Consider the following 17,979-nt stretch of genomic DNA (forward strand, 5'->3'; position numbering starts at 1 on the left):
TTCTTCCTCATCGGCGTCCTCATCATGGTCTTCATCGACTCACCCCTGACCATGCTCGTCACCGCCATCGCCTCCATCCTCATGATCGCCGGCTGGTACGCCTGCCGCACCCGCATCCGCCACATCGCCGAAACCCGCGACGGCTACACCGGAACCTCCCCCGTCATCGCCAACGCGCCGGCGGATACCTTCAAGAAGTAGCCGCCTTAACCGCCGACGGCGGCACCCAGGTCCATTCCGGAACCCGGGTGCCGTCGTCGGGCGTTTAACGCCGGCCTACTGTGACGGTTTGACCACCATGGCCGAGCCGCCGCCGCGCCTCACCGGCTCAGCGGCCGCGAGGGTCCGGCCATCCTTGAGGAACTCGATGGCGGTGGCCGCCCCGATCTCCGAGGCAGAGGTAAACGAGTCACCGGACGGGGTCAGGGTGTGGCCGAAGCGGGAGGTCAGGGCAGCACCGTACTTGTCGATGAAGGCAGGCTCAGCGGTGACGCTGGCCGTGTTCCGCTGCGAGGCCCGCGGCGCGGCGATGGCGTCCGGGATGCTCATGCCCAGGTCGATCCGGTTGACCAGGGTCTGCAGCACCGTGGTGATGATGGTGGAGCCACCTGGTGATCCCAGTGCCAGGAAGGGCTTGCCGTCCTCCAGCAGGATGGTGGGAGACATGGACGACCTCGGCCGCTTGCCCGGCTGGATCCGGTTGGGGTCGGTGGCGCTGTACACCGTGGAGAAGTCCGTGAGCTCGTTGTTGAGCAGGAAGCCGCGGCCGGGCACGACCATGCCGGACCCGCCGGTCTGCTCGATGGTCAGCGTGTATTCCACCACGTTGCCCCACTTGTCCGAGACGGTCATGTTGGTGGTGGAGATGTTTTCGGTGTCCTTCTCATCGGCGAGTGCCGCAGGGCCTGCCGGGCAGGTGCCGTCGTAGGAGGTGACGTCGCCGGGCTGGACCGGCTTGGTCGCCGCATGGGTGGGATCCAGCTCGCAGGCGCGTTCCTTGCCAAAAATCGGGTCAGTCAAGGCTTTCGTCGGGACGTTCACGAAGGCGGGGTCGCCGACGTACTTCCCGCGGTCGGCGAACGCCAGGGCGCTGGCCTCGAGGTAGTGGTGCAGGACGGCCGGCTGGTCAGCCTTCAATCCGGGCAGGTCGAAAACGTCCAGGATGTTCAGTGACTCCCCCACGGTGGTGCCACCACTGCTGGACGGAGCCATGCCGTAGACGTCATAGCCGCGGTAGTTCACGTGGGTGGGGTCCTGGTCCAGGGCTTTGTAGTGTTCCAGGTCCTCCTCGGTCATGGAACCTACGGGAACGGGGAGCTTGGTGTCCGGGGACTTGGGCGGATTCTGGACGGTGTTGGCGATCTCCTCGGCGAGCGGGCCGTTGTAGAACGCGTCCATGCCGTTGCGTGCCAGCAGCCGGTAGGTCTCCGCGAGGTCATGGTTCTTGAAGACCGATCCCACCTCCGGCAGCTTGCCGCCCTGGAGGTACAGGTCCTTAGTGGAGGTGAAGGCCGCGAACCGCGTTTGGTTGTCCTGGGTCTGGTTGCGGAATGTCTCATCCACCACGAAGCCGCGGTCCGCCACCTTGATGGCCGGCTTCAGGGCATCCCCCAGGCTGATGCTGCCCCAGCGTTCCAACGCGCGTTCCCAGGTGGCCGGGGTGCCGGGGACACCCACGGAGACACCGCTGGTGACCAGCTCCGGGGTGAACGGGTAGGGCTTGTTGGTGGCGGGATTGATGAAGGCATCCGGTTTGATTCCCGCCGGCGCCGTTTCGCGGCCGTCAATGGTGCTGACCTTCCCGGACTTGGCATCGTAGTAGACAAAGTAGCCGCCCCCGCCGATGCCGGCGCTGTAGGGTTCGGTGACCCCCAGCGTGGCTGCGGCGGCAACAGCGGCGTCCACCGCGTTCCCGCCCTTCCGGAGGACCTCGATGGCCGCTGCCGACGCTTCCGGGTCCACGGTGCTGACCGCGCCGCCGTACCCGGTGGCCGTGGGATTCTTGTCGGTCTGCCGGGGGTCCGCTGCAGCGGGACTGATGGCCCCGGTGGTCACGCCGATGGCCAGCGCCGCGGTGACAGCGGCGAGCCGGCGTCCGAAATGTGGCATGGTGGCTCCTAAGTGGGGGTTCGTGTGATGTGGGCCACGCTACTCTTCGGGTAGGACACACTCAACGATTCCGGAAGGAAGTCACCATGCCAGGAGGATCCAAACTCGCAGTGGTGGGGGCCGGGAGCGTTGGCACATCACTGGCCTATGCCGCGCTGATCCGCGGCTCGGCAAGCAGCATCGCCTTGTTTGACGTCAATGCACCCAAGGCTGAGGCGGAGGCCCTGGACCTTGCCCACGGGAGCCAGTTCGCAGCGGCCTCGGCGACGGTGGCCGGCGGCGGGGACATCGCCGTCACGGAGGGCGCCGACGTCGTGGTGATTACCGCAGGCGCCAAGCAGAACCCGGGCCAGAGCCGCCTGGACCTGGCCGGCACCAATGTGCGGATCCTCGAACAGCTGATGCCGCCGCTGCTTGAACGTGCTCCGGATGCCGTCTACGTCCTGGTCACCAACCCCTGCGACGTCCTGACGGTCGCCGCCCAGCGCATCTCCGGGCTTCCTCCGGAGCGGATCTTCTCTTCCGGCACAGTCCTGGACACGTCCCGGCTGCGCTGGCTGCTCGCCCGGCGGGCAGGTGTTTCCGTCACCAGCGTGCATGCCAGCATGGTGGGCGAGCACGGCGACACCGAATTTCCGCTGTGGTCCGGCGCCACGATCGGCCCCGTTCCCATCCGCGACTGGACGGACGGCGGCGGGCGGATCTTCACCCCTGAGTACTTGGCCACCACCGCCCGGGACGTGGTGCAGGCCGCCTACAAAGTCATCGCCGGTAAAGGGGCCACGAACTACGCGATCGGCCTCTCCGGCGCCCGCATCGTGGAGGCGCTGCTTCGCGACGACAACGCGGTCCTTCCGGTTTCCACCGTACTGTCAGGGCTGTACGGGATTTCCGGCGTGGCGCTGTCCCTCCCCAGCGTGGTGGGAAGGGGCGGCGTGCACCGGGTCCTGGAAACGCCGATGGACGACGGCGAGCTGGCGGCCCTGCAGCATTCAGCGGACACCCTGCGGAACACCATGGACAGGCTGGGGATCTGAGCGGAGGAAGGATGCGGGCGACCCTGGCGGACCGCGTCATGCAACGCCGCCGCAACCCCTCCCGCTGCGCGCTTCACATATGCTCACCTGATATGTCCACACTGGCTCAACGACGAACCAAAAGGAGCAACCCATGACCAACTGGCGGATCAGGGATTTCCACTCGGCGGACCTGGACGGGATCCTGCACCTCTGGGAGACGCTGAAGGCGAACAACGTCGAACCCGTGTACGCCCTCTCCGAGGTCCTCGCGTCCTGCGAGAAGGACCATGCGGTGGTGGCGGTGCAGGGCGACCAGGTGGTGGGCGCCGCCGTCGGACGCGCCGCGCACGACCAAGGCTGGATCGTGTTCCTGGCCACCCTCCCCGAATACCGCGGCCGGGGCATCGGCACCTCGCTGCTGGCCGCCGTCGAGAACCGGATGGCCCCGCACGGGCTGAACAAGCTCTCGGCACTGATGCCCGAGTCCGAAACCCGGGTGGGGGCCTTCCTGGGCAGGGGCTTCGCGCTGAAGAAGAACCTGCGCTACTTCGAACGCACCATCCCGGTCCAGCGCCAGGAACTGGGCGCCTTGGGCCAGCTGGGCGGCCGCGTCCTGGCCCGCGACCTGTGGGAAAACGTGGCCGGCATGCGCAAGGAAAAGGAGCTGCTGGAACGCCGCCTGGTCCTTCCGCTCGCCGAGGCGGACCTGGCGGATGAATTCGGCGTGGTGCCGCCGCGCGCCGTCGTCCTCTTCGGCCCTCCGGGCACGGGCAAGACCACCTTCGCGAAGGCCATCGCGTCCCGGCTTGAGTGGCCGTTCGTGGAGGTATTCCCGTCCCGGCTGGCAGGCGACCCCCAGGGCCTGGCGGGTGCGCTCCGGGAGACCTTCCTGGAAATCGCGGAGCTGGAGCACGCCGTGGTGTTCATCGACGAGGTGGAGGAGATCGCGTCCCAGCGGGCCGGTGATCCGCCGTCACCGCTGCAGGGCGTGACCAACGAGCTGTTGAAAATCATCCCGGCATTCCGCGAGCAGCCCGGCCGTCTGCTGGTGTGCGCCACCAACTTCATCCGCGCGCTGGACTCCGCTTTCCTGCGCCACGGCAGGTTCGACTACGTGATTCCCATCGGCCTGCCGGACCGGCAGGCGCGCGAGGCGATGTGGCAGCGGTTCATCCCCGCGGCCGTGGTGGACGCCGTGGACGTGGAACTGCTGGTGGAACGCACCGAGGGCTTTTCGCCGGCGGACATCGAATACGCCGCCCGCAGCGCCTCCCAGCGGGCCTTGGAAAAGGCAGTGTACGACGACGGCGGGCTGGCTTCCGGCGGCGAGGTTTCGGTGCGCGAGGCGGTGCGGAAGGGCCCGTCCACCCAGGATTACCTGGACGCGATCAGTGAAACGCGCACCACGGTCAGCGCGGAGGTGCAGGCGGACTTCCTGGAGGACATCGGCTCGCTGGGCCGGGTCTAGTTGCCGGAAACGTCGTCGTAGGAGAGGTTCTCGTAGTCGGTGTCGTCGTCCTCGTCCAGCCTGGCGTCGAATTCCTCCAGCAGCCAGGGGTTGATCCGGGCGAGGATCTTGCGGGTTTCCTCCACGGGGACCGCCGCGTACAGCACCGGCCGGGCGTCCTCGTAGCGGGTGACCGGGGGCTTGTCGGGCCACTTTTCCGCCAGGGCTTTCACCCGTTCCGGCAGCGAATTGTGGGCGTTGTCGGCGATCTTGACCAGCGTGGCGTCATGGTCCTCGGCAATGAAATGGATTCCGGCCTGGTAGTCGTCCGGGTTGTCGTGCAGCCGTTTGGTAACGCGCTCAATGATCCGCACAGCGCGCTCGGAGACGCCCATGTCCAGCAGCGCCTGCCGGGTGATCGGGGTGTCTTCCGCGATGTCGTGCAGGTAGCCGGCGATCCGGATGTCGTCGTCGAAATCCGCCAGGGCATCACCCACGGCCAGGACGTGCTCGCGGTACGGCCGCTTGAGTTTGTCCTTCTGGCGGTTGTGGGCAACTTCGGCGAGGACCTTGGCCGTCTCCACCGTGAATCGTGGCGCACGGAGGTTCGCGTCCGCGCTTCCTGTTTCTGGCATGGGTCTAGCCTACGCGCCCGCCCCGGGCACGCCCGGCCATGTCCATGGCTCCACGGGGAGCGAACGGGGGTCAAAGGATGCCAGGGCATTCGCCAGCGGTCCGGGCGGGAGCCCCAGCGAATCGAGGAGGGTGTCCCGGACCCGCGCAGCGTCCGCCCCGGCCGCTGCCAGGTCCGCCAGTGTCACCGCTCCGTCGCGCTTGGCCAACCGCGCGCCGTCGCGGTTTACCACCAGAGGTACATGGGCATATTCCGGTACAGGAATATTCAGCAGGGACGCCAGGTAGGCCTGCCGCGGCGTGGACGGGAGGAGGTCGTCACCCCGGACCACCTGGTCTATGCCTTGGGCGGCATCGTCCACCACCACCGCGAGGTTGTAGGCGGTCACACCGTCATTGCGGCGCAGCACCAAGTCATCCACCACCCCGGTGAACCTCCCGCGCCGGATGTCATGGACCGTGAATTCGGTGACGTCCGCCCGCAGCCTGAGGGCCGCGGGCCGGGTGGAGCGCTTGAACTCCAGTTCCGCCCGGTCCAGGTTTCGGCAGGTCCCCGGGTAGGCACCTTGGGGCGCATGGGGTGCGGAGGCAGCCTCCTGGATTTCCCGGCGGGTGCAGAAGCACTCGTAGGTGAGCCCCGCGCGCTCCAGCATGTCAATCGCCCGGGCGTAGAGGGGTCCGCGTGCCGTTTGCCGCACCACGTCGCCGTCCCAGGTCACTCCAACGGCCTGGAGATCCCGCAGCTGTCCCGCCTCTGAACCGGCGCGGGCGCGGTCCAGGTCCTCCACCCGCAGCAGGAACTCCCGCCCGGTGGATCGGGCAAAGAGCCAAGCGAGGATGGCAGTGCGCAGGTTTCCCACGTGCAGTTCACCGGAGGGGCTGGGGGCGAAACGTCCGGCGGAGGTCATGGATCCACCTTAGGCCGGACAGCACAAGAGCCCCTCAGCTACCGATGACTTCGGGGAATGCCGACGTCGGTAGCTCAGGGGCTCTTGCCGTGGATGCGGAATGACATTGGTGTGAACAAGAGTCAATCTGCGGCAGCGTCTTTGCGGGAAGCCTGGTCCAGGGACCGGGTGGTGTGCCGGGGCTCCTGTAGCCTGCGGGATGCCGGCGGTAGCCTGTATCCCTTATTGCCATTATTTCAGCAGATGACCTACAGTGGGCGCAACTGGAGTGATTTGAAGTGATCAAAATGACTAATTGGCGACTCATATTAAAGCAGGAAGTGGTCAGATTGCAGGAACTCGATTCAACCGACCGGCGCATCCTGGCCGCGCTGGACGACGATCCCCGGGTGCCCATCATGGTGCTTGCGCAGAAGCTGGGCCTTGCCCGCGGCACTGTCCAGTCACGCCTGGAGCGGATGGCCGCCTCGGGCGCCCTCCGCCCCAACAGCAGCCGGGTGCTGCCCTCGGCGCTCGGCCGCGGGGTGGCCGCCGCCGTCAGTGCGGAGCTGGACCAGAGCCATCTGAACGAGGCCATCGCCGCGCTGCGCGAAATCCCCGAAGTCCTGGAATGCCATGCACCCGCGGGGGACACGGACCTGCTGATCCGCGTGGTGGCCAAAAGCCCTGACGACCTCTACCGGGTATCCGAGGAGATCCGTCTCTGCCCCGGCATCGTCCGCACCTCCACGAGCATGTTCCTGCGCGAGGTCATCCCGTACCGGACCACCGGGCTCCTGCAGGACGAGCAGGGGTAGACGGGCACCCAGAGGGCAGCTCTCCCCATCGCCGCCGACCATCCGCTGCGGCTAGGCTGGCAGCGAAAGATCCATTGGGGGAAATAATGGCGGGAAACTTCTATGGCGCGGACGTCGGACAGCTGCGCCAGATGGCAAAGGAGCTGGCCAGGGGCGCCGGCCGGCTGGAGCAGCTGGGGCAGCAACTCGGCGGCTCCATTGCCTCCACGAGCTGGAAAGGCAGTGACGGCGAGCGCTTCCGCGGCGACTGGAACGGCTCCCACGCACGCACGCTGAGAGCGGCGGCAGCCGGCGTCCGCAGCGCATCCAAGGCGCTTCTGCAGAATGCCGACGAGCAGGACCGTGCCAGCAGCACTCCTGCGGGCGGTGGATCAGGGGGACCGGACAGCGGCGGCAAGTCGTCGACGGACGACGCCGCCCGGGAGCTGACGGACAAACTCAGCGGCATGACGCCTGCGGAACGCGATGCCTACCTGAAATCGGAGGAATTCGGGCAATGGGTCCGGCAAAACCAGGCCAACGCCGATGCGGCGAAAGGCATCCTGGACGGCCTGGTGGACTCCGGCGCCCTGCCGCCGACCGGCCCAGGCGGCAAGGTCAACGCCTACGGCCGGTTCCTCCAGCAGTACTGGGCGGAATCCGCCATGCGGCAAGCCGGGATCGACCCCAACCACTGGGATCCGTCCAAGGGCGTTGACTACAACCGCGCCGATATCTACAAGGTGTACGCCTTCTACGCTGAGCTGTACAAGAACGACCCCCGCATGGAGTGGATCGGCATGGCCAACCAAGTGGGGCCGACCTTCATCGCCGGCTTTGAAGACATCGCATTCCTCCGCCACATGGCGGAGACCGGCCGTGACATTACTCCGCTGCTGTCAGGAGGAGACCCGGTCAAGCGGGCCGCGCTGGCTGCACTGGCTGAGTTCAGCACCTCTGAGCTGCGCTACTACGAAACCACCTTCCTGCAGATGCAGAAAGAGATCTTCACGGACATCGGATCACTGCACTTTGCCTACCAGCAAGGAGGCATTGCCGAGATCCAGAGGTTGGAGCGCGCCGGGATGGTGAGCACCCGCATGAATGACGCGTGGGCCGGCATTGATTCTGTCCCGGCATATCCGGGCCCGGAGGGCTACCACCAGTTGTCGCCGGCCGAGCAGACGGCCCTTCATCAAGCATCCTTCAACATGGCGGACCAGGAGCAGAACTACATCATCGCCGACGACTACGACAACATCCGCGGACGCACTACTGGAACGGTGTTTACCGAGGCCATGACCGTCCTGGGTGAACCCAGTATCGAAGGGGCCAAGTCTTACTACGAGCAGTTCCCGGCGGCGACCCCGTACGTTGACATCAGCAGGTTCCCGCCCGTCGGTATCGATGTCCATCACGGCAACATCTCTGTCCGGGAGGATCGCTGGCGCCTCATCGACCAGGACACACTTAGCGCCTACGAGAACTGGCTGCACGGAGAGAAAGACCCGTACGGTGAGATGGTGAAACCCATGCCTGACCGGGTGGAGGAGTACCGGATGGTGCCGGCGGACGTTCGCAAGGCTGTGGGTGCCCCGTGAAGCTGCGTATCGTCCTCACGGCCTTGCTCGCGGCGCTGTTGAGCGGCTGCGGCATGTTCCCTGATGCACATTCAATCGAAAAGGAAGAGATCGTGGCTAACGGCAATTCCCAGTTCACGCCGGAAGGCATCGAGGCCATCAAGAGCAGCGGGAAAGCGGTCTTCGATTTCACCAGCCTGCCTATGGACATGTCCGCTCTTGGGTTTTCGACAGGTTCCGACGGAGCCCTGGTGGCAGCTGACTCCGACAAGTTGATTGACGTAAGGATGACCACGCCCCACGGCGTGGTTGAAATGCGTACGGACACCATTCGTGTCCGTCCCGGGGCGGACAACACGGTGGACCACATCGACATATTCATCAACTACCCTGACGCCCAGGACGCCAACGCTGAAATCAGGCGGGCTGTGGATGAACTGGGTTTCGTCATTCTTCAGGACGCCGAACCCATTGGAGCAGACTTCAAAGACGGTTCCGGGAAGGAGCAGTGGAACCCTGGAATGGGCAACAAGACAGGAACAGTCTTTTCCGCCGAGATCCTTCCCAACCACGACACCGGCCGGATGACGTTCATCTACTCCGTGCACCTCGCCGGGAAGTACTACACCCCTGAGGCGGAGGCCGGCATCGCTGCCACGGGTAAACCTTAACCAGCTGTTACACCGGCGGCCCGGCGTTGGACTTGAGGTTCTTCATCACCAGCGTTGACGTCAGCCGCTCGACGCCCGGGAGCGAGGTCAGTTCGGTGTCGTAAAAGCGCTGGTAGGCGGGCAGGTCCGCGGCGATAATCTTCAGCAGGTAGTCGGGGGAACCGAACAACCGCTGCGCCTCCACAATATTGTGGTTGTCCGCCACCCGGTTCTCGAAGATCTCCATGGTGGGACGGTCCACCTGCCGCAGGGTGACGAACACGATCGCCTCAAACCCCAAGCCCACGGCCGCCGGATCAATGTCCGCCTTGTAGCCGCGGATCACGCCGGACTGCTCCAGGTCACGCAGCCGCCGGTGGCAGGGCGCCACCGTCAGGCCCACCTTTGCGGCGAGTGCGGTGGCAGTCATCCGGCCATCCTCCTGCAGGTAACGCAAAATATTCCTGTCAATGCGATCTATCACGCAATAAACATACTGCCCTTACCGCGAGGCGGGCTAAAACCGGACAGCACTTATGGCCGAATTCTCCCTATGGTTGCTCTTGAGACGCCGTCGACAGGAGAATCCCATGAATCCGCAGCTGTTCCTGGCCTTTATCGTGGTGGCCGCAGCCCTGGCCTGCACGCCGGGAGTGGACTGGGCCTACACCATCGCGGCCGGCCTCCGGCAGCGCAGTTTCGTACCGGCGGTGGCGGGGCTTTGCGGCGGCTATGTCCTGCATACCGTCCTGCTGGTGGCTGGCCTTGCGGCGTTGTTGGCCGGAATGCCCGGCCTCTTGGGCTGGATCACCCTGGCCGGCGCGGCCTACCTTCTCTGGCTCGGCATTGGGACCCTCCGGTCCTGGCGGGGTGCAAGCTTTGGCGCCGCGGCGGCAGGCGGCTCCGGAACCCAGCTGCGCACTTTCCTTCAGGGCATGGGCACCAGTGGGATCAACCCTAAAGGGCTGCTGTTCTACGTGGCGCTGATTCCGCAGTTCGTCAGCGCCGATGCCTCCCTGCCGGTGCCGGTGCAGTCGGGGCTGCTGGGAATGACGTTCGTGGCCCTGGCGGGGCTGGTGTACACGGCGGTGGCGCTCCTGTCGCGGACGTTGCTGCAGAGCAGGCCAGGTGCTGCGCGCGTGGTGACCCTCGCCAGCGGCCTCATCATGGTGGTGCTGGGGGCCGTGCTGCTCGGTGAACAGCTGCTGCCCTTCCTTGCCGGCCGTTCCTAGTCCCCGCTGAGTTCCTTCCAGTCCTGCTCCCACATCCGCCGCATTTCCTCGTCCTTGCGGATGGGGACCGGCGCCCCGATTTCCCGCTGCGGCTCCGGGTCCCCGCGCCGGCGTCCCCAGTCGCGCGGGTTCAGGGACCGTCGGCTCGAATCCAAGACCAGCAACGCACGGTCCGTCAGGGCGTCATTGCGGAGTGCCAGGTGCGTCTTGCGGCGGCGCAGGACCTCGGCGATTGCCTGGTGCGCCGCGTCCAGCCGCCCTTCCCGGCGCAGCGCCCGCGCACGGACCAGGAGCAGGGCGGCGGAGAGGTCGTCGGCGTTCAGCAGTCCCTCCGTCCAGTCGATGACGGTGCGGCTCCGGCCCAGGTCCAGGGCCAGCGAGCAGCGGGCCAGTGCCATGGGGAGCGACGGCGGCAACCCGGCCAGTGCATCCAGGGCAGCTTCCGTGCGGCCTGTTTCGCGCAGCGAGTGGGCCAGTGCCAGGAATACCGACTCCTCGCTGAACAGCACCGGGATCTCCACCCGTTCGGCGAGTTCAATCCGGGTGACGATCCTGGTGAGGTACGTGGACGAGTAGCGGTTCGCCTCCTCATCGTTCCTGGTGGTCAGCCCGCGCTGCAGGAGTTCGGAGGCGCGGAGGTAGCCGCCGTGCTTGTACTCAAGCAGGCCGGCCATCAAGTAGCACAGCCCGGCCCAGCCGGGGTAGGTCCGCGCCAGGTAGATCAGCCGCTCGGGTTCGCGGCTGGTGAAGACGGCCTCGTGGACAGCTTTGGCAGGTTTGGACGGCAACCGCTTGAGCCGCGGCACCTCACCGTCGAGGGAGAGCAGGGCCGGATTCCGGCCGCCCAGCACTCCGGTGAGCAGGCCGCCCACCCCGCCGGCGAGGTCATGGACCGGGGTCCGCAGTTGGGCGTGCCCGAAGGGCGTGAGGTCGCGGCTGTCCCAGTAGATCGGTGCGGTTTCCCCGGCGCTCATCATTCCATGCTAGCCGGGAAGCGGCGGGGTCCAAGCCGCCCGGTCAGCGGCCGGCTGCAGTAATCCACACCCCGACCACCCAGGTGCTGGCGGCGAGGCAGGCCAACCCGAATTCCGCGAGCATCCCCAGGCCGGTGGCCTTCAGGGCAGCCCAGCTGGATCTGGCCGCCGTCGGAAAATTCCGCGTGCGGACGAACTCGCTGACCAGCAAGCCGGCCGCAAAACCAACGAAGAGTCCCAGTACGGGGATGATAAACATCCCCACTGCGCCCGCCACGAGCGCCACCACGATGCTGCGGCTGGGGATGGAGTGCTGCCGGAGCTTCCTGCCGGTGAGCACAGCGCCGGCGGTCATGCCCGCGGCAACGAAGATCATGGCCACCGCGAAGACCACCCACCCCACCGTCCCGGCGCCGCCCCAGATGGCCCATGCCAGCAGACTGATGCCGACCAGAACGCTGCCGGGAAGGACAGGGATGATGGTGCCCGCCACGCCCGCCAGGATTCCCAGGCCGCACAGGATGGTCACCACGGTTTCGGAGGTCATGGTCCCCAGTCTAGGGGCGCTCCCTTAACGCCCGACGGCGGCGCCTCCTTCCGCAAAGGAGGCACCGCCGTCGTACTATCCGCAGGCGCGGATTTACTCCGCTTCCACCGCAGCGGCGACGGCCGCGGTGACGGCGGGGGCGACGCGCGGGTCCAGCGGGCTGGGCACGATGTAGTCGGCTGAAAGGTCCTCGGCGGCGAGCTCCGCGATGGCGCGGGCGGCTGCCAGCTTCATGGCCGGCGTGATGCGGCGCGCGCCGGCGTCAAGTGCACCGCGGAAAATGCCCGGGAAGGCCAGGACGTTGTTGATCTGGTTGGGGAAGTCGCTGCGGCCGGTGGCGACCACCGCGGCGTACTTCACGGCTACCTCGGGCAGGACTTCGGGGTCCGGGTTGGACAGGGCGAACACGATGGCGTCCTGGTTCATCAGGGCCAGGTGCTCCTCAGCCAGCTTGGAGGAGGAGACGCCGATGAACACGTCCGCGCCGGCAAGTGCTTCCGCGGGGCCGCCGTTGATGCCACGGGGGTTGCTGCGGGCTGCGATGTCCGCCTTCTTGCTTGCGGTATCGGCTGCGAGGTCGGCGCGGCTGCTGTTGATGACGCCGCGGGAGTCCAGCAGGACGACGTCGGTGATGCCGGCGGCCAGCAGGATTTCGGCGACGGCGATGCCCGCGGCGCCTGCGCCGGACACCACCACCTTGAGCCCGTTGAGGCCTCGGCCGGTTACCTTGGCGGCGTTGGTGAGGGCTGCGAGGGCCACGACGGCGGTCCCGTGCTGGTCATCGTGCATGACGGGGCAGTCCAGTGCCTCGATCAGCTTTTCCTCGAGTTCAAAGCAGCGTGGCGCGGAGATGTCTTCGAGGTTGACGGCGCCGAAGCTGGGGCGCAGGCGGACCAGGGTTTCCACGATCTCGTCCACGTCGGTGGTGTTGAGGACCAGCGGGATGGAGTCGAGGTCGCCGAATGTCTTGAAGAGCGCCGACTTGCCTTCCATGACGGGCAAGGAGGCGCTGGGGCCGATGTTGCCCAGGCCAAGGACGGCCGTGCCGTCGCTGACCACGACCACCAGGCGCTCGGCCCAAGTGAGGGTGCGGGCCAGTTCAGGCTTGGCGTGGATAGCGCGGCTGACCTCGGCCACCCCCGGGGTGTAGGCGATGGACAGGTCCCGCTTGTTGGAGAGCGGAACGGTGCTGGTCACGGACAGCTTGCCGCCCTGGTGCGCGCCGAAGATTTCCTCTTCGGTCAGGGCCGTTGCTGCTGAATTGTCGGTGGCTGTAACTGCGTCAATGGACACGTCGTTGTCTCCTGGTGCTCGCCGTGGGCGCACGGCACATGGAGCTGGAGCCCGGCCGGGCCCAGCGGGAAAAGTAGTGCGACAGGAAACCCAAGGGTGGCGGGTCCAGGGGAACGCCGGGGGTGTTTCCGCCCTGCCGCTCCGTTGCGACCATGGTAGGCATCCCCAAAGGGCCAGCCGGAACGCGCAGGAGCAGCTTTTTCGGTGCCAAAAGGTTTAAGCAGGCAAGTTAGTGACTCAGATCACCGCATTATGGCGTATTTAATTGTCTATTGGTCTAGACCAGTTACGCAGTTTTGGTGACTGTTAATCCGGATTCTGCCCCCGAAGACAACCGCCCGCACGCCTTTTTGAGGTCTTCCTCGGCTTCGAAGAGGGACAGGCGGCGGTTCCGCACGGACTGGACCAGACCAGTGACCGCCAGGAGGAGAACCCGCGCACCCACGGCATCGCCGCAGGCGCCGGCAAGGAGCTTCTCGCTGAGCGCGTCGATCTCGCGCAGGAGCTCAGTGGTGTCCCGCTCCGGCAGGGATACGCCCCGGCTCAGGCACTGCTCCACCGCGGGCTGCATGACGCGCATGTGGAAGATCTCCATCGCCAGGCCGGAGAGGGCGCGGCCGCGGAAGCGCGGGGACGAGCCGCGGGCACCGGCCTGCAGCTCGTCAAGCTGCTGCCGGAAGAGCGCCAGCATCAGGTGGGTGGGAGACGGAAAATACCGGTAGAGCGTGCCCAGCGGGACGTCTGCTTTTTCGGCGACTTCTGACAGCTCCACGGCATCGAGGCCCTTGCGGGCAAACCCTGCGGCCGTATCGAGGATGCGCGCGTAGCGGAGGCGCTGGCGGGGAGCGGAAGGCCGGGCGGCCATGGGCGGATGGTCTGAAAAAGTCTCGGGCATCAGCATTCCGGGGTTGTGTTTTAGGGGACTGCGGCCAGGAGTGCCCCCACTTCCGTACCACCCTGCAGCCCGGTTCAACTATACGGCACCGGTGCGGAGCAGGTTGGTCAGCGGGCTTACTTTCGGACGCCTGCGGGTCAGTCCACGCCCTTGATCTTGACGACGAAGACGGCACCCAGAAGCCCGATGACAGCAGCCGTGAGGAACAGCGTCCGGTAGCCGCCCGCGTACGTCACGGCCACCAGTGCCAAGGCCGGGGCAACCACCTGGGGCAGGGAGTTGGCCACGTTGATGACGCCCATGTCCTTCCCCCGGCTGACGGCGAACGGGAGGACCTGGGTCAGCAGCGCGAAGTCCACCGCCAGGTAGGCGCCGAAACCGATGCCCAGGACGGCGGCCCCGGCGAGGGCGCCCGGCCACACGGGGAAGAACGCCATGATGGCCCCGGCCATGGCGATGGTGGCTGACGAGCCGATAACGAACGGCTTCCGCTTGCCCACCTTGTCGCTCCAGGGGCCGGCCAGCACGGCGGTGATCATCACCATCACCGCGTAGATGCCGGTCAGGACCAGCACCCCGGTGGCCGGATCCGGGTAGCCGATGACGTCCCGCAGGAAGAACAGCAGGTACACGATGGTGAGCTGGTTGCCAACGTTCACCAGGAAACGCGTCAGCCAGGCCCACGCGAAGTCCGGATAGACAAACGGGCTGATCCAGAAGCCCTTGATAAAAACGCGGGGGCGGAAAGCCTCCAGTTCCGACTTCGGCAGGGCGGGATCGTTCCGGTGGAACAGGTACGGCACGACGGACAGCAGCAGGGCAGCCGCGCACAGCCAGTAGCCCACCATGAAGTTGCCGGCCACCACCGCACCGAAGACGGCGCCGGTAAGGATGCCCAGGGTCTGGCCCATGGCCGCGAGCCCGCCGACTCCGCCGCGCTGGGCTACGGGCACACGGTCCGGGACGGCGGCGGTGATGGCGGCATAGGCGGCATTCGCGCCCAATTGCACCAGGCACCAGAAGAGCACCATCAGGGCCACACCGCCCGAAAAGGACATGGCCAGCAGGGCCGCCGTCGCCAGCACAGCCCCGGCCAGCACCCACGGGGCGCGGCGGCCGAAGCGCGACGTGGTCCGGTCCGAGAATGCACCGAAGAGCGGGTTGGCCACCAGGGACACAGCTGCACCGCAGGCCGTGACCAGGGAAAGGATGGCTTCCTTGCTGGGCGCATCGATACTGATGGCCTGTTGCCCGATAAACACATTGATGGGACCGAAGAAGGCCGCATTGATGCCGACATTGACCAGCACCAGGCCGGTCACCCACCGCGCGGTGACCTTCTGCACCGGCTCGGCGAGCGCCGCCGTCGAACTTTCCGGGGAGGTGCCGCCCGGCGGCGCGGGCTTCTTGGACAGACTCATTGGCTTTGCTCCCCTGGTGCGGCCGGTTGGCGGTGGGAATCAGACTATCGTGGGCCGTACCTGGCCGGCAGGCACCGCCCCGGCCGCCCCGTTGCCGAAGACCAAGGAGCAGCAAATGAACGCACCCACCCCCGCAGAAAGCGCAGCCGTGAACACCGCAGACCTCTACGACGAACGCGGCTCCGAACTGGCATCGATCTCCCTGCAGTTCCAGTCCCTGGGCGGCCGGTCGCATTTCAACGGACCGGCCCGGACCATCCGCTGCTTCCAGGACAACGCCCTGGTGAAATCGACGCTTGCTTCCCCGGGCAACGGCGCCGTCCTGGTGGTGGACGGCGGCGGATCGCTGGGGACGGCCCTGATGGGGGACATGATTGCCGAAAGCGCCGTGGCGAACGGCTGGGCCGGCGTCGTGATCAATGGCGCCATCCGGGACCGGGAGGCACTCGCCCGGCTGGACCTTGGGGTCAAGGCACTTGGCAGCAACCCGAAGAAGAGCCTGAAGACGGGCGCCGGCGAGGTTGACGTGGATGTGGTGATCGACGGCGTCACCATCCGCCCGGGGGCCGACATCTGGTGCGACCCCGACGGCATCCTCGTGGAGGCGTAGGCGGGCACCGCGCCGCAGCGAAACGCAGAGGCAAAAGTTTGCGGAACCGGGAATAAAAAGAGCGAGTAAGATAGTTACTGAAAGCAACTATCGCTGCTTATATCCTTTTCTTCCCCTGGAGAACCCATGTCTAAAGCCTCTGCCGCGCCCCGCGCCGGAGAAACACTGACGCAACGCCAGATCGTCACGGTAATGGTCGGCCTGATGCTGGGCATGTTCCTCGCATCCCTTGACCAGACCATCGTTTCAACGTCCATCTACACCATCGCCAACGATCTCGACGGGCTCTCGCTGCAGGCGTGGGCCACCACCGCGTACCTGATCACGTCCACGGTCAGCACCCCGTTGTACGGCAAATTGAGCGACATCTTCGGCCGCCGCCCGCTGTACCTGACGGCGATCCTCATCTTCCTGGTGGGCTCGCTGTACGCCGGCTCGGTCCACTCGATGACCGAACTCGCAGTTGCCCGTGGCATCCAGGGCCTGGGCGCAGGCGGCCTGCTGGCCTTGGCGCTGACCATCATCGGCGACATCGTCTCGCTCAAGGACCGCGCCAAGTTCCAGGGCTACTTCATGTCCGTCTTCGGCATCTCCTCGGTCCTGGGTCCCGTGGTGGGCGGGGCGTTCGCCGGTTCGGCGAACATCCTGGGTTTTGACGGCTGGCGGTGGGTCTTCTTCATCAACATCCCCATTGGCCTCGCCGCGCTGACGGTCGTGTTCCTGTTCCTGCACCTGCCCGCCAAGCATCTGAAGCAAAAGATCGACTACTGGGGTGCCGCGGCCATCACGGTGGCCATCGTTCCGCTGCTGCTGGTGGCCGAGCAGGGCCGGTCCTGGGGCTGGACCTCGGTCAACTCCTTCCTCTGCTACGGCCTGGGCGTGGTGGGCATTGCCTGGTTCCTGCTCGCCGAAAAGCGGGCCGGTGACTACGCACTGATCCCGCTGCGGCTCTTCCACAACGTCACGTTCGGGCTGTCCTCGCTGCTGAACTTCATCATCGGCATCGGAATGTTCGGTGCGATCGCCATGCTCCCCATGTACCTCCAGCTGGTGAAGGGCCTCACGCCCACCCAGGCCGGCCTGATGATGATCACCTTCACGGTGGGCATCCTGTTCGGCTCCATCACCGCAGGCCGCACCATTTCGGCGTCCGGGACGTTCCGTATCTTCCCCATCATGGGCACCGGCATCCTGACCGCCGCCGCCCTGGTGATGGGCTTCTCCCTTGGCGTGGACACCGGACTCTGGGTCCCCGGGCTCATCGCGGTGTTCTTCGGCGTCGGCCTGGGCTTCTGCATGCAGCCCCTCACCCTTGCCATGCAGACCTCCGTCCCGCCGCGCGACATGGGCGTGGGCACCTCCTCGGCGGCCTTCTTCCGCTCCATGGGCGGCGCCGTGGGAACGGCTGTGTTCATCTCCATGCTCTTCAGCCTGGCAGCCAGCCGGATCGCTGACGGCATGAAGAGCGCCGCCACGGATCCCGCCTACCTGGCCGTCCTGAAGGACCCTGCCGTCGCCTCCGATCCGGCCAACGCCAAGCTGTACGACTTCTTCAAGAACGGCGCCTCCAACGATTCGCTGAATGACACCAGCTGGCTGCACACCGCCAACACCACCCTGACCAGGCCCATCACCGAAGGCTTCGCCACTTCGATCGACACCGTGATGTTGACGGCGGCAGCCCTGACGGGCCTGGCATTCCTCATCAGTTTCGCGTTGCCCCGGAAGAAGCTGACGGACCAGAAGGCCTCGCCCCAGGACAAGGACGACTTGCAGATCCCGGCCCACTAGACCCGGAAGCGCAGGGAACAAACGACGACGGCGGCACGGCCCGCCGTCGTCGTTTTGCGTTCTGGAGCCGGGGCGCCAAGTGGAACCTGCGGCG

General features: G+C 66.3%; 17 protein-coding genes and 1 pseudogene. 9 read left to right on the forward strand and 9 right to left on the reverse strand.

The genetic code is table 11. The features are described from left to right. A pseudogene (locus AB4Y79_RS03890) lies at nt 1-201 on the forward strand (amino acid permease); the annotation flags it as partial. 75 nt (nt 202-276) lie between these two features. On the opposite strand, the gene ggt reads toward AB4Y79_RS03890, so the two are convergent. After that, nucleotides 277-2,109, reverse strand: a complete 1,833-nt coding sequence (gene ggt / locus AB4Y79_RS03895; RefSeq protein WP_441858908.1) for a gamma-glutamyltransferase — start codon at nt 2,107-2,109, stop codon at nt 277-279. Nucleotides 2,110-2,195: 86 nt separating this feature from the next. Between ggt and AB4Y79_RS03900 the strand changes: the two genes are divergently transcribed. Together AB4Y79_RS03900 and AB4Y79_RS03905 are read left to right on the forward strand one after the other, a co-directional pair. Continuing rightward, nucleotides 2,196-3,146, forward strand: coding sequence for an L-lactate dehydrogenase (locus tag AB4Y79_RS03900; RefSeq protein ID WP_441858910.1), 951 nt, complete (start codon nt 2,196-2,198; stop codon nt 3,144-3,146). A gap of 133 nt (nt 3,147-3,279) precedes the next feature. Further along, nucleotides 3,280-4,596, forward strand: a complete 1,317-nt coding sequence (locus tag AB4Y79_RS03905; protein WP_441858912.1) for an ATP-binding protein — start codon at nt 3,280-3,282, stop codon at nt 4,594-4,596. Here the strand turns inward: AB4Y79_RS03905 and AB4Y79_RS03910 are convergent. Both AB4Y79_RS03910 and gluQRS read right to left on the reverse strand, forming a co-directional pair. Next, complete coding sequence (locus AB4Y79_RS03910; RefSeq protein ID WP_441858914.1) at nt 4,593-5,210, reverse strand: HD domain-containing protein; 618 nt, start codon at nt 5,208-5,210, stop codon at nt 4,593-4,595. The genes AB4Y79_RS03905 and AB4Y79_RS03910 overlap by 4 nt on opposite strands. Before the next feature lie 9 nt (nt 5,211-5,219). Further along, nucleotides 5,220-6,116 carry a tRNA glutamyl-Q(34) synthetase GluQRS gene (gluQRS, locus tag AB4Y79_RS03915; RefSeq protein WP_441858916.1) on the reverse strand — a complete coding sequence of 299 codons (897 nt, stop codon included), beginning with the start codon at nt 6,114-6,116 and terminating at the stop codon, nt 5,220-5,222. A gap of 287 nt (nt 6,117-6,403) precedes the next feature. Here gluQRS and AB4Y79_RS03920 point away from each other — a divergent pair, with 287 nt between their 5' ends. The 3 genes from AB4Y79_RS03920 (at nt 6,404) to AB4Y79_RS03930 (ending at nt 9,143) form a co-directional block, all read left to right on the forward strand. After that, on the forward strand, nt 6,404-6,913 hold the full coding sequence (locus tag AB4Y79_RS03920; protein WP_441858918.1) for an Lrp/AsnC family transcriptional regulator: 510 nt from the start codon (nt 6,404-6,406) through the stop codon (nt 6,911-6,913). Nucleotides 6,914-6,999: 86 nt separating this feature from the next. Then, nucleotides 7,000-8,493: a WXG100 family type VII secretion target gene (locus AB4Y79_RS03925; RefSeq protein WP_441858919.1), complete on the forward strand. Its 1,494-nt coding sequence runs from the start codon at nt 7,000-7,002 to the stop codon at nt 8,491-8,493. Next, a complete protein-coding gene (locus AB4Y79_RS03930; protein WP_441858921.1) occupies nt 8,490-9,143 on the forward strand; it encodes a hypothetical protein in 654 nt (217 codons plus the stop codon). Before AB4Y79_RS03925 ends, AB4Y79_RS03930 begins: the two co-directional genes overlap by 4 nt. 7 nt (nt 9,144-9,150) lie before the next feature. Here the strand turns inward: AB4Y79_RS03930 and AB4Y79_RS03935 are convergent, their stop codons facing one another. Continuing rightward, entirely contained in the window at nt 9,151-9,606 is a 456-nt protein-coding gene (locus tag AB4Y79_RS03935; RefSeq protein WP_441858923.1) for an Lrp/AsnC family transcriptional regulator, read from the reverse strand. Nucleotides 9,607-9,712: 106 nt separating this feature from the next. Here AB4Y79_RS03935 and AB4Y79_RS03940 point away from each other — a divergent pair, with 106 nt between their 5' ends. After that, the gene (locus tag AB4Y79_RS03940; RefSeq protein WP_441858925.1) at nt 9,713-10,354 is read left to right on the forward strand and encodes a LysE family translocator; all 642 of its coding nucleotides are present in this window, start codon (nt 9,713-9,715) and stop codon (nt 10,352-10,354) included. On the opposite strand, the gene AB4Y79_RS03945 is transcribed toward AB4Y79_RS03940, so the two are convergent. The 5 genes from AB4Y79_RS03945 to AB4Y79_RS03965 all read right to left on the reverse strand — a co-directional run bounded on the left by AB4Y79_RS03945 (nt 10,351) and on the right by AB4Y79_RS03965 (nt 15,484). Beyond that, nucleotides 10,351-11,328, reverse strand: coding sequence for a hypothetical protein (locus AB4Y79_RS03945; RefSeq protein WP_441858927.1), 978 nt, complete (start codon nt 11,326-11,328; stop codon nt 10,351-10,353). The two genes, AB4Y79_RS03940 and AB4Y79_RS03945, sit on opposite strands and share 4 nt — an antisense overlap. Nucleotides 11,329-11,371: 43 nt before the next feature. Next, nucleotides 11,372-11,875: a DUF456 domain-containing protein gene (locus AB4Y79_RS03950; RefSeq protein WP_441858929.1), complete on the reverse strand. Its 504-nt coding sequence runs from the start codon at nt 11,873-11,875 to the stop codon at nt 11,372-11,374. 93 nt (nt 11,876-11,968) lie between these two features. Beyond that, entirely contained in the window at nt 11,969-13,168 is a 1,200-nt protein-coding gene (locus AB4Y79_RS03955) for an NAD(P)-dependent malic enzyme (RefSeq protein ID WP_441858931.1), read from the reverse strand. A gap of 286 nt (nt 13,169-13,454) precedes the next feature. Then, a complete protein-coding gene (locus AB4Y79_RS03960) occupies nt 13,455-14,063 on the reverse strand; it encodes a TetR/AcrR family transcriptional regulator (RefSeq protein WP_441858933.1) in 609 nt (202 codons plus the stop codon). Nucleotides 14,064-14,200: 137 nt separating this feature from the next. Then, on the reverse strand, nt 14,201-15,484 hold the full coding sequence (locus AB4Y79_RS03965) for an MFS transporter (RefSeq protein ID WP_441858934.1): 1,284 nt from the start codon (nt 15,482-15,484) through the stop codon (nt 14,201-14,203). A gap of 115 nt (nt 15,485-15,599) precedes the next feature. Between AB4Y79_RS03965 and rraA the strand changes: the two genes are divergently transcribed. Continuing rightward, nucleotides 15,600-16,094 carry a ribonuclease E activity regulator RraA gene (gene rraA / locus AB4Y79_RS03970; RefSeq protein ID WP_441858936.1) on the forward strand — a complete coding sequence of 165 codons (495 nt, stop codon included), beginning with the start codon at nt 15,600-15,602 and terminating at the stop codon, nt 16,092-16,094. A gap of 126 nt (nt 16,095-16,220) precedes the next feature. Then, nucleotides 16,221-17,885, forward strand: a complete 1,665-nt coding sequence (locus AB4Y79_RS03975; RefSeq protein WP_441858938.1) for an MDR family MFS transporter — start codon at nt 16,221-16,223, stop codon at nt 17,883-17,885. Nucleotides 17,886-17,979: the final 94 nt, after the last annotated feature.

The sequence above is a fragment of the Pseudarthrobacter sp. YAF2 genome, assembly GCF_052113345.1.
GTDB lineage: Bacteria > Actinomycetota > Actinomycetes > Actinomycetales > Micrococcaceae > Arthrobacter.

Coding starts and splice junctions, on each gene's coding strand:
- AB4Y79_RS03920 (WP_441858918.1), top strand. CDS start 6,404: ATGACTAATTGGCGACTCATATTAAAGCAGGAAGTGGTCAGATTGCAG.
- ggt (WP_441858908.1), bottom strand. CDS start 2,109: ATGCCACATTTCGGACGCCGGCTCGCCGCTGTCACCGCGGCGCTGGCC.
- AB4Y79_RS03975 (WP_441858938.1), top strand. CDS start 16,221: ATGTCTAAAGCCTCTGCCGCGCCCCGCGCCGGAGAAACACTGACGCAA.
- AB4Y79_RS03945 (WP_441858927.1), bottom strand. CDS start 11,328: ATGAGCGCCGGGGAAACCGCACCGATCTACTGGGACAGCCGCGACCTC.
- AB4Y79_RS03900 (WP_441858910.1), top strand. CDS start 2,196: ATGCCAGGAGGATCCAAACTCGCAGTGGTGGGGGCCGGGAGCGTTGGC.
- rraA (WP_441858936.1), top strand. CDS start 15,600: ATGAACGCACCCACCCCCGCAGAAAGCGCAGCCGTGAACACCGCAGAC.
- AB4Y79_RS03925 (WP_441858919.1), top strand. CDS start 7,000: ATGGCGGGAAACTTCTATGGCGCGGACGTCGGACAGCTGCGCCAGATG.
- AB4Y79_RS03940 (WP_441858925.1), top strand. CDS start 9,713: ATGAATCCGCAGCTGTTCCTGGCCTTTATCGTGGTGGCCGCAGCCCTG.
- AB4Y79_RS03910 (WP_441858914.1), bottom strand. CDS start 5,210: ATGCCAGAAACAGGAAGCGCGGACGCGAACCTCCGTGCGCCACGATTC.
- AB4Y79_RS03960 (WP_441858933.1), bottom strand. CDS start 14,063: ATGCCCGAGACTTTTTCAGACCATCCGCCCATGGCCGCCCGGCCTTCC.
- AB4Y79_RS03965 (WP_441858934.1), bottom strand. CDS start 15,484: ATGAGTCTGTCCAAGAAGCCCGCGCCGCCGGGCGGCACCTCCCCGGAA.
- AB4Y79_RS03905 (WP_441858912.1), top strand. CDS start 3,280: ATGACCAACTGGCGGATCAGGGATTTCCACTCGGCGGACCTGGACGGG.
- gluQRS (WP_441858916.1), bottom strand. CDS start 6,116: ATGACCTCCGCCGGACGTTTCGCCCCCAGCCCCTCCGGTGAACTGCAC.
- AB4Y79_RS03950 (WP_441858929.1), bottom strand. CDS start 11,875: ATGACCTCCGAAACCGTGGTGACCATCCTGTGCGGCCTGGGAATCCTG.